This is a genomic window from Bradyrhizobium sp. LHD-71 (genome assembly GCF_031157255.1).
In the GTDB taxonomy this organism is placed as follows: Bacteria; Pseudomonadota; Alphaproteobacteria; order Rhizobiales; family Xanthobacteraceae; genus P52-10.
Map to the genome: position 1 here is coordinate 90,489 of NZ_JAVIFX010000017.1, position 14,119 is coordinate 104,607.

Sequence of the window (14,119 nt, forward strand, 5' to 3'; positions counted from 1 at the left end):
GCCGCCGGCCGCACTAAAACGGCTCTCAGAACGAAATGCAGCGCGCGGAGCCTCGGTCAATGGGGAAGGTTTACGTCGCGGGCAGCATCAACATGGATGTCGTCGCCACGACGACTCGATATCCAAGGCTCGGCGAAACGGTGCCGGGCAAGGCGGTCGTGTTTCTTCCCGGCGGCAAAGGTGCCAACCAGGCGGTCGCGGCGGCGCGCCTTGGCGCACAGACTGCACTGATCGGCCGCCTTGGCCGCGACAGTTTCGGTGCGGACCTGAGGACATTTCTTGCCGGGCAGCGGGTCGACCTGCAGCACGTGCAGGAGTCCGAGAATGCGCCGACGGGCGTAGCCATGATCACAATTGCCGATCGGGACAATGCGATCGTCGTGGTAGCGGGGGCGAACGCAGAGGTCGGCTTGGCCGACATCGGCGGCCCGGTTCTGCGCCCGGGCGACGTACTGGTCAGTCAACTGGAAATCCCTCCGCAAACGATCGCAGCCTTCTTCGCCCGCGGTCGCAGCAGTGGAGCGCGAACGATCCTTAATCCAGCACCGGCTATCGAGATCGATCGCGGGCTGTTTGCGCTGGCTGATCTCGTGATTCTGAACGAGACCGAGCTTGCGACATTCGCGCACCGGCCACTGCAGGAAGAGGCTTCGCTGGCCGAGATCGCCGGCGCCGCAAGGGCTCTCAGAACTCATGTCGATCAGGTGATCTGCGTCACGATCGGTAAGCGCGGAGCGCTTGCCCTTGTCGGCGCGGAGACGTTCTGCCTTGCGGCGGGGGAAGTCGAGGTGGTGGATACCACAGGCGCGGGCGATTGCTTCACGGGCGCCGTCGCCGCCGAACTGGCGCGGGGACGACCGATCCGCGACGCGCTGCAGTTCGCTAACATCGCGGCGTCAATCTGTGTGCAGCGGATGGGAGCAGGCCCGTCGATGCCGAGCCTGGAGGAGGTGACGACGGCACAGGGCCGTCAGATCTGACAACCCCGCCAAACCGTCATCAGGCCGCGCCTGGTTCGGAACGAATTGCCGGGAACCGGCATTTTGTGAGTGGGAGCACGATCGTTCGAGGCCCATCATGCCCGACAGTTCCGATCTTATCCATAAGGCCGATGAACTGAAGCAGCAGGCAGAGCGCGAGCCTGATGCAAGGATTAGAGCGCGCCTTATACGCATGGCCGATCACTACATTCACCTCGCCCAGAGTCAGGCCTGGTCACGAGAGCATCCGGCGTCGGCTGCGGGGCTCGCCGACGTATTCGTCAAGCGCAACTAGGGTTCGTCAGCCGCTCGCCGTCGTGACGTTGCCATGAGGGTAGCGGCATGCGGCGACGGCCTCTCGCCGGCATCACCTCACCACCTGTCGCCAATAGACCGTGACGCCGCGCTCGCGTAAGCTGTGCGGCACTCAAAACAAAGACAGGCGCGTTCTGCTTGGAGACGCTGCCACGAATATTGGGGAGGACGTGCTTATGACATCTCGTCTGCGCTTCGGCATCTTTCTTGCGCCTTTCCATAAGCCTGGCATCAATCCGACGCTGGCCTTGCAGAACGATCTGGATCTCGTCGCTTGGCTCGATCGCCTCGGTTATGACGAAGCGTGGTTTGGCGAGCACCATTCTGCAGGCACGGAGATCAGCGCGTCGCCCGAAATCATGATCGCAGTTGCCGCCGAGCGCACGCGTCATATCAAGCTTGGCACCGGTGTCGTCAGCCTGTCGTACCACAATCCGCTATGGGTTGCAGAGCGCATCGTGCTGCTCGATCATCTCACTCGCGGGCGGGTGATGTTCGGTGCCGGACCTGGTTCGCTGCCGACCGACGGCATCATGATCGGGGTTTCTCAGACGGAGACCCGTGAACTCCTCGAGCAAAGCCTCGACGTCATCATGAGGCTGTTGAGAGGAGACGAACCGGTGACATTCAAGAACCAGCGGTGGGACCTGCGCGATGCGCGGCTGCATCTGCGTCCCTTTTCCGATCCGCTTTTTGACGCAGCCGTGGCAGCTGTGGCATCGCCCACCGGCGCCAAGCTTGCGGGGCGGCACGGCATCGGGCTGCTCTCGGTCGGCGCCACTACCGCAGCCGGCTTCGATGCGCTGGCGCTGCATTGGGATGTGCTGAACGAGGAAGCACGGGTGCACGGCAAGACGGTCGACCGTTCGAACTGGCGTCTCGTTGGCCCGATGCACTGTGCGGAAACCAAGGAGCAGGCGATTGCCGACGTGCAGTACGGCATCGAGCATTGGTTTCGTTACTTTCAGGCAGTTGCAGCTTTCCCGCAAATGGCTGTGCTCGGCGACAGCACCGCCGAGATGATCGACTTCATCAACCAGTCCGGCCTCGGCGTGATCGGAACGCCTGACGAGTGCGCAGCGCAGATCGATCGGCTCGTCAAGCAATCAAACGGCGGTTTCGGCTGTTACCTGCTGCTCGGCCACAACTGGGCGAACCAGCAGGCGACCGCCAAGAGCTTTGAGCTGATCGCCCGCCATGTGATGCCTCATTTCCAGGGCCACGCCAGGCCGACCCTCGACGCCGCCGAGCGCGCCCGCGCCGCGCGGCCTGAGCTTGCTGGCCTGCATGCCAAAGCCGTCGAGGCCGCCGGCGAGCGTTACGCCAAGGAGCGTGGGGCGCGAACGCGTTAGGCGTTCTCATCCGACCACCTCGCCGTAAGGCGCGGCTCGACGCGCGTCGCGCAGCGCCACGGCCCACCAGCGCAGGCGCGACAGCATCGTGGCCATCGCCTTGCGGGCTTCCTCCAGGTTCATCGGGTGGCCGTCGGTGCCGAACCTGTTCCACGGATCGGCGAAGCTCACGCAATCCCGGATCGTGACGGCGTGCAGTTCGGCGAAGACCAGCCGCAGTTGCTCGACAGCACGCAAGCCGCCTGAGATCCCGCCATACGAGACGAACGCTACCGGCTTTGCCTGCCACTCGCGATAGGCCGCGTCGAGCAGGAGCTTCAGCACGGCTGGATAGCCATGATTGTACTCGGGGGTGACAACGACGAATGCGTCCGCCGCGTCAAGCCGTCTGCCGAGATCCTGCAAGGCGACGCTGTTGTCCTGCTCATGGTGAGGAGACAGCTCGAACTGCCTTGGGTCGATCAGGTCCAGGGTGAAATCATTGCGACTCCAGATCTCGCCGCCCACCCAGTTCGCCACCGTGTCGCAGAAGCGGCCTTGCCGCGTGCTGCCGTAGATCAATGCCGCTTTGACCGGTGTCATCTGTCTGCCTCTCCATGGTTGCCGATGGGAGACATGCTGATAGAACCTCAAGTAAAGTTGAGGTCAAGAGGCAATTCTCATGGACAGGATCAATCAAGCCAAGATCAGCCGGGAGCTCACCGTCGGTGAGGTCGCCGCCCGCAGCGGCGTGGCGGTCTCCGCACTACACTTCTATGAGGCGAGAGGACTGATCCGCAGCACGCGGAACCAGGGCAACCAGCGGCGCTACCCGCGCGAAGTGTTGCGGCGGGTCGCCATCATCAAGGTGGCGCAGCGAACCGGGATGCCGCTGGCCGAGATCCATGACGCGTTGTCGGCGCTGCCGGCGGGACGCACGCCGACTGCTGCGGATTGGCGTCGTCTGTCGGCCAGATGGAAGGCGCATCTGGATGATCGCATTGCCAGGCTCAGCCGGCTGCGCGACCAGCTCAACGATTGCATCGGCTGCGGCTGTCTGTCGACCGCGGCATGTCCCTTACGCAATCCTCATGACTCGCTTTCGGAGCAGGGACCGGGACCGCGGCTGCTTGATCCGGCTTGAGAGCTGCAGTTGGGGCACGGCTCTTCGGACGCTTCGCGGCACCGGGAGTGTCGTCGCGCGTGCTCGATCAAACGAGCAACGGATTCGTATGCTTGCAAGCCAGCTGCGTTGGATCCCGTCGGACGAGATGCGCTCGTGCCGTCAGATCGCGAATATGGCCGGCGGAACGTGCGTGCTCCGTGCCTTCGTCAGCAGATTACGCCACCCGTTCTCCGGCCAGGCGTCGATATGCGGCGAGCCGATCCGCGTAAGGCGGTGGGCGGCCTGTGGCGATATCCGGCGGCGCGGCGCCGAGTTCGGCGGCGAAATGGCAGGCGACGCGGTGACCGCCACCGAAGTCGGTCAGTGCCGGCTCTTCGTTGCGGCACCGGTCCTGGACATACGGACAGCGTGTGTGAAACCGGCAACCGGACGGTGGCGCCAGCGGGCTTGGGATGTCGCCTTCGAGTAGCGTTCGCGTGCGTGTCAGGGTCGGGTCGGCCACCGGCACGGCCGAGAGCAGTGCACGGGTATAGGGATGGCGCGGCATGGCGTAGAGCGCGCGTTTGGGAGCGAGCTCGACGATCTTGCCAAGGTACATCACGGCGACGCGGTCGCTGATGTGCTTCACCACGGCGAGGTCATGGGCGATGAAGATGTAGGCGAGGCCGAACTGGCGTTGCAGGTCCTGCAGCAGGTTGATCACCTGTGCCTGGATCGACACGTCGAGCGCCGAGACCGGCTCGTCGCAGACGACCAGCTTTGGCCGCGACGCGAGCGCGCGCGCAATGCCGATGCGCTGACGCTGTCCGCCGGAGAACTCGTGCGGATAGCGTAACGCATGCCAGGGCGAGAGGCCGACGGTCGACAGCAGGTCTTCGATCCTGCGCCGCAGCTTGGCACCGCTCGCGAGGTCGTGCAGGCGCAGCGGTTCGGCCAGAATGTCGCCCACGCTCATGCGCGGGTTGAGCGAAGCGTAGGGGTCCTGGAAGATGATCTGCATGTCGCGGCGAAGCGTGCGCAATGCCTCACGGTCGGCAGCACGCACATCACTTCCCTGAAAGCGGATCTCGCCCGCGGTCGCCTCGATCAGGCGCAGCAGAAGCCGGCCGGTCGTGGACTTGCCGCAGCCGGATTCGCCGACAAGCGCCAGCGTTTCGCCGGGATGCAGGTCGAAGGACAGTCCATCGACCGCCTTCACCGCACCGACGGCGCGCCGCAGTACAATTCCCTTGGTGACCGGGAAATGCTTGGCAAGGCCTGTGACCTGGAGGAGGGGCTCGCTCATGAGGCTCTCTCAAGGGCGGGCAGCGCCAGCTCGAGCGGCGTCTTCCAGCAGGCACTGCGGTGGCCCGGCTTGATCTCGATCAGGGGCGGTGCTTCGTGGCGACATCGCGCGTCGGCCAGCGGGCAGCGCGGATTGAAACGGCAGCCCGTTGGCATGGCATAGGGATTCGGCACCATGCCGCGGATCGCGACGAGGCGTTCCTCCTCACCCTGCAGCTTGGGGATCGAGCCGAGCAGGCCGAGCGTGTAGGGGTGCTGGGGGTCGCCGAACAACTCCCTGACTGGTGCCTCCTCGACGATGCCTCCGGCATACATCACCAGGACACGGTCGGCGAGCTCGGCGATAACGCCGAGATCGTGGGTGATCAGCACGATCGCAGCGCCGGTGCGTGCGCGCAGGTCGCGCATCAGATCCAAGATCTGGGCCTGAATCGTGACGTCGAGCGCGGTGGTCGGCTCGTCGGCGATCAGGATCTTGGGATCGCAGGCCAGCGCCATGGCAATCATCACGCGCTGGCGCATGCCGCCGGAAAGCTGGTGCGGATAGTCGTCGATGCGCGTCTCGGGAGACGGGATGCGCACCAGGCGCAACATCTCGAGGGCACGCTCGCGCGCCTCGGCGCGCGAGATGCTGCGGTGAAGCTGGATGGTCTCGATGATCTGCTCGCCGACGGTATGGACCGGGTTGAGGCTCGTCATCGGCTCCTGGAAGATCATGGCGATGTCGTTGCCACGGATCTTGCGCATCGCGTCTTCCGACAGGGGCAGGAGATCGCGGCCGTCGAAACGGATTTCGCCCGCTGCGACGCGGCCTGGCGGCGAAGGCAGCAGCCGCATGATCGACAGGGACGTCACCGACTTGCCGCAGCCGGATTCGCCGACGATGCCGAGCGTCTCGCCGCGTGCGACACCGAAGCTCACACCATCGACCGCCCGCACGACATTGCCGCCGGAGCGAAACTCGGTGACCAGATTGCGGATTTCGAGCAGGGCGTTCATGCGTGTTCCTTGGACGTGGCGCCGCGAAGGCTGTGGCGGGCATGTCCGCTTTCGGACACGGTGATGCCAACCATCAATGCACTGGCCGGCTCTGCGGAAGCCGCTCCTTCTTCGTGATCACTGGCGGCGCCATCTGCTCAGCGGTCCGGCGCGCCCAGTCGCGCTGCGGAACGGTTGCCATGCGTCGCCGCTGGCCCTCGACCAGGCGATCGGTCTCGGCCTCGATGTCCACGGTGAGCACCTTGCCGCTTTTCACCACCTGCACGCCGTCGATATAGACGTCGCGGACGGCGCGCTCACTCGCCGAGTAGATCAGGCTGCGCAGCGGCTCATAGGCCGGCTGCATGTAGGGGTGGCTGAGATCGACCAATGAGAAATCGGCCTTGCAACCGGCGGCGATGCGGCCGAGATCGGGCCGCCGCAGGATCTTGGCGCCGACGATGGTGGCGGCCTCGAAGGCATGCCGCGTCGTGCCCATCTTGTAGTTGCCGGTGAGGATGCGTGCGACGTAGCAGGCGAGCCGCATCTCGTCGATCATGTTGTGCGGAAACGTATCGGTGCCGAGCCCGACCGGGATGCCCGCGTTCATGTAGCGGCCGATCGTGTTGAGTGCGATACCGCGCCGCGCGAACACCGTCGGGCAATGCGCCACGGCCGCGCCTGAATCCCGCAACCGCGCGAAATCGTCGCTGTGAGGCCAGTGGATCTGCGGATGATCGTTGAGGAAGATGCCGTGGCCGATCACCAGGTCCGGTCCCAGCACGCCGATCTGGTCGAGCCACTCGACCGGCGTCTTGCCGTGCCGGCGCACCATCTCGTTGAATTCGACGATCGCCTGGCCCGCATGCGTCTGCAGCGGAATATTGCGCCGCTGCGCTTCCGCGAGGCTGTCCTTGAACAGCCCCTCGGTGCAGGTATCGATCTGTGCAGGCCCCATCATGCCGGAAAGTCGGCCGCTCGGGTGCTTGGCGGCACGGTCGACGGTTTGCAGCGCCGCGGCGAAGGCTGCTTCGCCCGCCTTCTGGTCCCAGGCATATTCCACTTCGTGGCCGTTCTTCGTGTACCAGTAGCCGGAGCGGTACATGGGGCAGACGAATGCGCGAATACCGGTCGAGGCGAGATCGTCGAGCCAGCCCTCGCGGTTAATCGAGAGATCAGCCACTGTAGTGACGCCGCTCTTCAGCAGCTCGGAGATCGCCACGCGCGATGAGGCGCCGGCGTCCTGCGGCTCCATGCCGAACACCGGCAGGTATTCGTAAAGGGAGCTCTGCCCGAGCTTGTCGCTGGCGAACTCCTCGGTGACGCCCTTGTTGCCGGGCTCGGAGAACGGATGGCTGTGAATGTTGACGAGGCCCGGCATGGCCATCAGGCCCCGGCCCTCGATCGTGACATCCGCCTGGCCGACGAAGCCAGGTCCGGCATGCACCACCTCGTTGCCCGTGAAGGCAAGGTCGGCATTCTGCAGGTAGACATGCCGGCTATCCGACTCGTCCCAGGCAACGATCAGGTCGAGGTTGCGGATCAGCGTGGTTCTGGCAGTCATCGGCGTGTCCTTCCCAAAAAGAAAGCGAGCACCTGCTGCGCATGCGCTCGCATGCTTGGTGCTTATTTGAATTCCAGGCTGAGTCCCTTGTACAGGCCGCAGCCGTAGTTGCCGTGCGCGCGCACCGGTTTCAGCTTGGCACCGGTGACGACGTGCAGCGGCTCGTGATAGAGCGGGATCCAGACCGCCGCGTCATGCACCTTTTCCTGCACCTGCGCATAAGCCGCATTGCGGACTTTCTCGTCGGTCGCCTGCGAGCCCTTGTCGAGCAGCTCGTCAGTCTCCTTGTCGTTCCAGTTCATCCGGTTTGGTGCGGGACGGTTTGCCGAACGGAAATAGAGATTGAGCGCGTCGCCGGCGCTGACATAAGGGAAGCTCATGCCGAAGGCGTCGAACTCCTGCGTGGAAAGCTTGCCCCAGGCGACGGTCGCGTCGAAGAGCTGGATCTGCAGGTCGACGCCGATCTTGCGCATGTCACCCTGGACCGCCTCGGCGACTTCCTTGAACTGGCCTGCAATGCCGTAGACCACCGGTGCTAACTTCTTGCCGTCCTTGTAGCGGAATTTGTCCGGGCCGATCTTCCAGCCTGCCTCGTCGAGCAGCTTGTTGGCCTGGGCGACGTTCTCGCCATAGACGCCGCGATCGACCTTGTCGTTGAAATCGAGGATGCCGGGCCGCAACAGGGTGACGGCCGGCTCGCCGAAGCCAAAGGTCACGGCATCAGTGATCGCCTTCTGATCTACGGCGAGATTGATCGCCCGGCGCACGCGCACGTCGTTGACGAACTCCTTATCCACCTTGAAGCCGATGAAGTAGGTCCAGAAATAGTTCTCGGCGCGCGAGACCGAGAGATCCTTGTTGTCCTTCAGATCCTGCAGCGCCCAGTAGGGCACATACTGACTGACGTCGGCCTGGCCAGCCTGAAGCGCGGTGACCCGCGTGTTCTCCTCGGGCACGACCTTCCAGATCACGCGATCGACCTTGGCCGTGGCGTTCGGATAGAAGGACGGACCCCATTTGTAGGCGGCATGGCGCACCAGCACCGTCTGGTCGCGTGGTACCCAGCTCTCCATGCAGTACGGACCGGTACCATCGAAACCCTTGATGCCGAAGTCGGCGCCGAGCTGCTTCACCTGGTCGACATTGATGATGGTGTGGAAGTATTGCGTCATCTGATAGAGCAGCTCGGAGAACGGCTTCTTGAGCTTGTACTCGACCGTGAAGTCATCGATCGCGCTGACCTTGTCGACGTCGCCCATGCGCCACTTCACCAGGCCCTTGGTCTCCGGGTCGAGCCAGCGCTCGTAGGTGGCGACGACGTCCTTGGCCGTCATCTTGCGGCCGCTGCAGAAGGTCACGTCGTCACGCAGCTTGAAGGTATAGAGCGTGCCGTCCGGCGACACCGTCCAGCTCTTGGCCAGGCCCGGCGTCAGCGTTTTCAAGTCAAAATCGAGGTTCACCAGCGTGTCGCCGACCATATAGAGAACCTCGCCGTTCGACCGCGCCGTCGATTTGTGCGGATCGTAACGATCGGTGTCGATCTCGCGCACCACGGTGACGGTGCGCTGCTGTGCCGATGCGACGGCGCTCAGGAGGGTCGTACCGGCGAGCAGTGCTGCAGCTCCCAGCGTCAGCGTGCGTATGATTGCACTCATGGTCCGCTAATGCCTCCTCATTGTCTCAATTTCGGATCGAGTACGTCCCGCAGTGCGTCGCCCACGACATTGAAGGCGAGCACCACAAGGAAGATCGCCGTCGCCGGTATGGTGGCGACATGCGGAAAGTTGGTGAGGAACTTGCGGCCGTCAGCGGCCATGCTGCCGAGTTCGGCGGTGGGCGCCTGCGCGCCGAGGCCTAGGAACGAAAGACCCGCTCCGAGCAGAATGATCTGGCCAAGCTGCAGGGTCATGTAGATCAGGATGGTCGAGCCGCAGTTCAGCGCCAGGTAGCGCCCAATGAGCGCTGGGTCGCGGAGGCCCACCGCACGGCCGGCTTCCATGTATTCCTGCTGCATCACGACAGTCGCTGCACCGCGCGTGATGCGGGCGATCACCGGCACGGCAGCGATACTCAGCGCCAGAACGAGGCTCGGGAGACCGGGTTTGAGGACGGCTGCGATCGCCAGTCCGAACAGGATCGACGGGAACGACAAGAGTACGTCGACCAGGCGCATCAGCGGCGTCTCGAGCCGGCGATAGTAGGCGGCCAACAGGCCGACCACAGCGCCGACGGTGCCACCGCAGAGCACAGCGATCACGCCGATCGTCAATGTCGAACGCATGCCGAACAAAAGGCGTGCGACCATGTCGCGCCCCTGGTTGTCGGTGCCGAGCAGGTAGAAGACGCCGTCGCGGCCCACGGTCCACGGCTTCGTGAAACGTACGACGAGCTTGTTGGCGTAAGGATCGGCGGGCGTGATCCATGGCGCGAGGATCGCGGCCAGCACGACCAGGATCAGGAAGGTGAGTGCAAGCAGCGCCGGGACGTCCCGCAGCAGGCGGCGCCAGATCGCGTTCTTGCGCCGGATCATGTCCAAGGCGATGGCATCGGCGTCCGGCGCCCGGTCGAGGATCGCATCACTCATGAGCGCGCGATCCTTGGATCGAGATAGGCATAGAGCACGTCGACGACGAGGTTGACGGCAAGGAAGGCGACGGCAAGCATCAGGATGGCGCCCTGGGCCAGCGGGAAGTCAGTCGCGCTGATCGCGCCCACTGCCATGCGGCCGACACCGGGCCAGGCAAACATCGTCTCGGTCACCACGGCGCCGCCGAGCAGGAAACCGATCTGCAGGCCGATCAGGGTGACAACGGGAATGAGCGCGTTGCGCAGCGCGTGACGCATCACGACGCGCCATTCCGGCGCGCCCTTGGCACGCGCGGTGCGCACATAGTCGGCACCGAGCGTATCGAGCACCGATGTGCGGGTCATGCGCGCGACGGGCCCGATGAAGACAAGGCCTAGCGTAACGGCCGGGAGCACGATGTGACGCAGCCCTTCGAAGGTCCATATCGGACCGCCACGCCCCTGAAAGGGCAGCAGGCCGGCGCCGCCGACGTACTGGATCAGCAGCAAGCCGATCCAGAACACGGGCATCGACACGCCGGCGACGGAGACCGCCATGATCAGCCGGTCGAGCCACGTGCCGCGCTTGCGCGCGGCAAGCGTGCCGAGCGTGATGCCAGTCGGCACCGCCCAGACCAGGCACGCGAGCATCAACTCGACCGTCGGGCCGATCGTGCTGGCGATTTCCTCGATCACCGGCCGGTTGGAGATCATGGAGCGGCCGAGATCAAACTGCAGCACGCGTCCAAGATAGAGCGCGAACTGCAGCCACAGCGGCTGGTTCAGACCCATCTGCTCGCGGATCGCCTCGATCTCCGCCTGGCTCGCCGTCGGCCCCGCAAGCACGGTCGCCGGATCCGTCGGCACGACCTGCAGCAGCAGGAAGCCGATCAGCAGCACGCCGAGCAGAACCGGCACAGAAATGATCAAACGATGGGCAATATGCCGCAACACACGCGCGCCTTCCCTGCGTTGTGGTGAGGTTGAACCCTGCCTGGAAGATCTCTTTGCAGGAAACGTACCAGCGGCAAGGCGTTCAGCAACAGGTGATTTGCACGGAGAGAATTTGCAGTGCGTGGCCGTCCACAGTCAGTCTTTGCAAGGCATTGAGGTCGTCCCGCGGGGAACGGTGATCCCTTCAGCACATTTGTTCAAACAGTTAGACAGTTCTCTTCACGTACCTTCGTTGCGACATTCGGCACCGGCGGTGCCAGTGCGGGAGCAATCTCGCCGCTCATCTGTTAGGCCATCGGAGATGGGCCGGGTCAGAGAGGCTGGAGATGGTCGGACCGCACCGCCTTCCTTGCGAAACGCCGGAGGCGCACCAGCCGAGTGACGTGGAACCCGCAGATACACGATGGGTGCTGCCTGCCACCATCCTCGGCTCGAGCATGAGCTTCATCGACGGGTCGGTCGTGAACGTGGCGCTGCCGGAGATGCAGCGCAGTCTCGGGGCGAGCCTCGGCACCATGCAATGGGTCATCAACGGCTATCTGCTGACACTGGCGAGCCTGATCCTGCTCGGCGGCTCCGCCGGCGACCGCTTCGGACGCAGGCGCCTGTTTATTGTCGGCCTCATCGGCTTTGCGCTGACCTCGCTGGCCTGCGCGCTCGCAACGTCGGCCGTCTGGCTGATCGTCGCCCGCCTTGCTCAGGGAGCGGCGGCGGCGTTGTTGACGCCGGCCAGCCTGGCGATCATCGGCGCGGCCTATCGTGGGGAAAAGCGCGGGTCGGCGATCGGCACATGGGCCGCTGCCGGCGCGCTCACCACCGCGTTGGGTCCACCGCTGGGGGGATGGCTTGTCGATGCGGTCGGCTGGCGCTCGATCTTCTTCATCAACCTGCCGATTGCTGCAGCGGCGTTGCTGCTTGCGATGAAGCTACCGGCGGACTGTGAGCCAAAGAGTTCCGAACGGCTCGATCTGACGGGGTCGATGTTGGCCGTTCTGTCGCTCGGCTTGTTGAGCTATGGCCTGATCGCACTGGGTGAGGGCATGTCGATCCGCGGTGCTGCTGCGATCGTTGCGACCGTGCCCGCGGCCTGGCTCTTCGTGCGAACAGAGGCGCGGGCGAGCCCGCCGTTGATGCCCTTGTCGCTGTTTCGCGATCCCGACTTCAGCGGAGCCAACGCGCTGACGGTCCTTCTCTACGCCGCCCTCAGCGGAGCGCTATTCCTGCTGCCTTTCATGCTCATTGAGGTACATGGCTACAGCGCGATGGCGGCGGGCGCTGCTTTCCTGCCTTTCTCGGTGATCATGGGCCTCGGCTCAAGCTGGTCGGGCGGCCTGGTCGAGCGCGTTGGATCGCGGCCACCGCTGGTGATCGGCCCGTTGGTAACCGCCGCAGGGTTCGCAATCCTCGGCTTCTCGGGCAACGACCCGAGCTATTGGAAAGGCTTTTTGCCGGGCTTGATCGTGGTTGGTGTCGGGATGACGATCGCCGTGGCGCCGTTGACCACCACCGTCTTCAATTCGGCGCCGACCGATAAAAGCGGCACCGCGTCGGGCATCAACAACGCGGCGGCACGGACCGGGAGTATGATCGCCGTTGCCGCGCTGGGGCTTGCCGTCGGTGGAACGACCGGCGCCGACGCGGGTAGTGGCGGGTTGGCAAACGCCTACCGGGTGGTGATGTATGTCGCCGCTGTCGTGGCTGCGCTCAGCGCGCTCACTGCGCTCGTGTGGATCAGGCCGGGGCAGGGCGCTCGATCGGCGTCGTCAAAGGAGTGTCCTAATAAGCGGTAGCCCGCATGAGCGTAGCGACATGCGGGACCAGTGCCGAAACCTGACACCCGGATGTCGCTTCGCTCATCCGGGCTACGTTGTTGCGGCTGGATCGCAGGGTCAATCGACCCGTGCGCCGGACTTCTCGACGAGAGGCTTGAATTTCGCGATTTCGCTCTCGATGAAACCGGGAAGCTCCTTGGGCCCGATATCGGCAAGTGAGATCGAGTCGTTGCTGTCGAAATAGGCGACGACGGCGGGATCCTTGAGCGCGTCGCGGAAGGCGCTGCCGAGCTTTTCCGTGACGTCTGCCGGTGCATTGGCGGGCAGCACGATGGCGGACCAAGCGGTCACCTGCACTTGTGGCCAGCCTTGCTCGACGAATGTTGGAATGTTCGCCGCATTCTTCAGGCGCTGTGCCGAGGTGATGCCGAGTGGCCGCAGCTTGCCGGCTTCGATATGCGACCGCACCACCGACGGATACTCGAAGCTGACGTCGATGTTACCCCCGAGCAGGTCGGCCATCTGCGATCCGCCGGTTTTGTAGGGGATGTGCGTCATCTTGAAATCAGCCGCGAGCTGCAGCAGTTCGCCCGTCAGGTGCTGGGTCGTTCCCGCACCCGAAGTGCCGAAGTTGATCTTCTCCGGATTTGCCTTCGCGTAATCGACGAACTCCTTCAGCGTCTTGAACTTGCTGCTTGCGTTCACGACCATGATGAGCGGCGAGCCGGACATCGCGTTCACGGGCGTAAAGGATTTGAGCGGCGAATAGGAAAGCTTCGGATACAGCGAGGGATTGATGGCCATCGGCCCCGACGATGCGTAGAGGAAGGTGTAGCCATCCGGCTTGGCGTTCATCGCGTATTCGGTGCCGACGATGCCGGCCGCGCCCGGCTTGTTCTCGATGATTACCGACTGCCCGATCTTGTCACCAAGCGCCTTGGCAACCACGCGCGCGCTGTTGTCCGTGACCGTGCCAGGACCGAAGGGCACCACCCAGGTGATCGGCCGGTCCGGATAGGTTTGGGCATGAGCCGGAGCGGCCGCCATCCCCGTTCCAATTCCCGTCGCGATCAGGCCAACCGCGGCCAAGGCGGCGCGCGTCAGTTTGCGGGTCATTTTCTTCTTCTTCTCCTTGTTCTTCTTGTTGCACACGGCCCCATTTGGTCCGTGGGCGCTGATTGGCGCGAACGAAGGCGCGCGTCAATGGAGATGCCGCCGCCTGGCGCGCAGCAAGGCGAATCCGCTGGTTC

13 protein-coding genes are annotated in these 14,119 nt (G+C 64.2%); 5 read left to right on the top strand and 8 right to left on the bottom strand.

Going from position 1 to position 14,119, the window contains the following annotated elements:
* Positions 1 to 59: 59 nt before the first annotated feature.
* The 3 genes from RCO31_RS19590 to RCO31_RS19600 all read left to right on the top strand — a co-directional run bounded on the left by RCO31_RS19590 (position 60) and on the right by RCO31_RS19600 (position 2,647).
* A complete protein-coding gene (locus RCO31_RS19590; protein ID WP_308970120.1) occupies positions 60 to 980 on the top strand; it encodes a ribokinase in 921 nt (306 codons plus the stop codon).
* Between the two features lie 97 nt (positions 981 to 1,077).
* Positions 1,078 to 1,275: a hypothetical protein gene (locus tag RCO31_RS19595; RefSeq protein ID WP_308970121.1), complete on the top strand. Its 198-nt coding sequence runs from the start codon at positions 1,078 to 1,080 to the stop codon at positions 1,273 to 1,275.
* Between the two features lie 196 nt (positions 1,276 to 1,471).
* Positions 1,472 to 2,647: an LLM class flavin-dependent oxidoreductase gene (locus RCO31_RS19600; RefSeq protein ID WP_308970123.1), complete on the top strand. Its 1,176-nt coding sequence runs from the start codon at positions 1,472 to 1,474 to the stop codon at positions 2,645 to 2,647.
* 6 nt (positions 2,648 to 2,653) lie between these two features.
* Here the strand turns inward: RCO31_RS19600 and RCO31_RS19605 are convergent, their stop codons facing one another.
* A complete protein-coding gene (locus RCO31_RS19605; RefSeq protein ID WP_308970124.1) occupies positions 2,654 to 3,229 on the bottom strand; it encodes an NAD(P)H-dependent oxidoreductase in 576 nt (191 codons plus the stop codon).
* A gap of 79 nt (positions 3,230 to 3,308) precedes the next feature.
* On the opposite strand from RCO31_RS19605, the gene soxR reads away from it, so the two are divergent.
* Positions 3,309 to 3,770 carry a redox-sensitive transcriptional activator SoxR gene (gene soxR, locus RCO31_RS19610; RefSeq protein WP_308970125.1) on the top strand — a complete coding sequence of 154 codons (462 nt, stop codon included), beginning with the start codon at positions 3,309 to 3,311 and terminating at the stop codon, positions 3,768 to 3,770.
* 196 nt (positions 3,771 to 3,966) lie between these two features.
* Here the strand turns inward: soxR and RCO31_RS19615 are convergent, their stop codons facing one another.
* From RCO31_RS19615 to RCO31_RS19640, 6 genes are all read right to left on the bottom strand, one after another.
* Complete coding sequence (locus RCO31_RS19615) at positions 3,967 to 5,037, bottom strand: dipeptide ABC transporter ATP-binding protein (protein ID WP_308970126.1); 1,071 nt, start codon at positions 5,035 to 5,037, stop codon at positions 3,967 to 3,969.
* Positions 5,034 to 6,035, bottom strand: a complete 1,002-nt coding sequence (locus tag RCO31_RS19620; RefSeq protein WP_308970127.1) for an ABC transporter ATP-binding protein — start codon at positions 6,033 to 6,035, stop codon at positions 5,034 to 5,036. The genes RCO31_RS19615 and RCO31_RS19620 overlap by 4 nt, the downstream gene beginning before the upstream one ends.
* Before the next feature lie 73 nt (positions 6,036 to 6,108).
* The gene (locus tag RCO31_RS19625) at positions 6,109 to 7,578 is read right to left on the bottom strand and encodes an amidohydrolase family protein (protein WP_308970128.1); all 1,470 of its coding nucleotides are present in this window, start codon (positions 7,576 to 7,578) and stop codon (positions 6,109 to 6,111) included.
* A gap of 62 nt (positions 7,579 to 7,640) precedes the next feature.
* Positions 7,641 to 9,233 (bottom strand): ABC transporter substrate-binding protein, encoded by a 1,593-nt coding sequence (locus RCO31_RS19630; protein ID WP_308970129.1) that lies wholly within the window; start codon positions 9,231 to 9,233, stop codon positions 7,641 to 7,643.
* Positions 9,234 to 9,250: 17 nt separating this feature from the next.
* The gene (locus tag RCO31_RS19635) at positions 9,251 to 10,162 is read right to left on the bottom strand and encodes an ABC transporter permease (protein ID WP_308970130.1); all 912 of its coding nucleotides are present in this window, start codon (positions 10,160 to 10,162) and stop codon (positions 9,251 to 9,253) included.
* Positions 10,159 to 11,097, bottom strand: a complete 939-nt coding sequence (locus tag RCO31_RS19640) for an ABC transporter permease (RefSeq protein ID WP_308970131.1) — start codon at positions 11,095 to 11,097, stop codon at positions 10,159 to 10,161. Before RCO31_RS19640 ends, RCO31_RS19635 begins: the two co-directional genes overlap by 4 nt.
* A 383-nt stretch (positions 11,098 to 11,480) precedes the next feature.
* Here RCO31_RS19640 and RCO31_RS19645 point away from each other — a divergent pair, with 383 nt between their 5' ends.
* Positions 11,481 to 12,887: an MFS transporter gene (locus RCO31_RS19645; RefSeq protein WP_308970132.1), complete on the top strand. Its 1,407-nt coding sequence runs from the start codon at positions 11,481 to 11,483 to the stop codon at positions 12,885 to 12,887.
* Positions 12,888 to 12,986: 99 nt separating this feature from the next.
* On the opposite strand, the gene RCO31_RS19650 is transcribed toward RCO31_RS19645, so the two are convergent.
* Positions 12,987 to 13,985, bottom strand: coding sequence for a tripartite tricarboxylate transporter substrate binding protein (locus tag RCO31_RS19650; protein ID WP_308970133.1), 999 nt, complete (start codon positions 13,983 to 13,985; stop codon positions 12,987 to 12,989).
* Positions 13,986 to 14,119: the final 134 nt, after the last annotated feature.

Coding starts and splice junctions, on each gene's coding strand:
- RCO31_RS19650 (WP_308970133.1), bottom strand. CDS start 13,985: ATGACCCGCAAACTGACGCGCGCCGCCTTGGCCGCGGTTGGCCTGATC.
- RCO31_RS19595 (WP_308970121.1), top strand. CDS start 1,078: ATGCCCGACAGTTCCGATCTTATCCATAAGGCCGATGAACTGAAGCAG.
- RCO31_RS19630 (WP_308970129.1), bottom strand. CDS start 9,233: ATGAGTGCAATCATACGCACGCTGACGCTGGGAGCTGCAGCACTGCTC.
- RCO31_RS19615 (WP_308970126.1), bottom strand. CDS start 5,037: ATGAGCGAGCCCCTCCTCCAGGTCACAGGCCTTGCCAAGCATTTCCCG.
- RCO31_RS19605 (WP_308970124.1), bottom strand. CDS start 3,229: ATGACACCGGTCAAAGCGGCATTGATCTACGGCAGCACGCGGCAAGGC.
- RCO31_RS19620 (WP_308970127.1), bottom strand. CDS start 6,035: ATGAACGCCCTGCTCGAAATCCGCAATCTGGTCACCGAGTTTCGCTCC.
- RCO31_RS19600 (WP_308970123.1), top strand. CDS start 1,472: ATGACATCTCGTCTGCGCTTCGGCATCTTTCTTGCGCCTTTCCATAAG.
- RCO31_RS19625 (WP_308970128.1), bottom strand. CDS start 7,578: ATGACTGCCAGAACCACGCTGATCCGCAACCTCGACCTGATCGTTGCC.
- soxR (WP_308970125.1), top strand. CDS start 3,309: ATGGACAGGATCAATCAAGCCAAGATCAGCCGGGAGCTCACCGTCGGT.
- RCO31_RS19590 (WP_308970120.1), top strand. CDS start 60: ATGGGGAAGGTTTACGTCGCGGGCAGCATCAACATGGATGTCGTCGCC.
- RCO31_RS19635 (WP_308970130.1), bottom strand. CDS start 10,162: ATGAGTGATGCGATCCTCGACCGGGCGCCGGACGCCGATGCCATCGCC.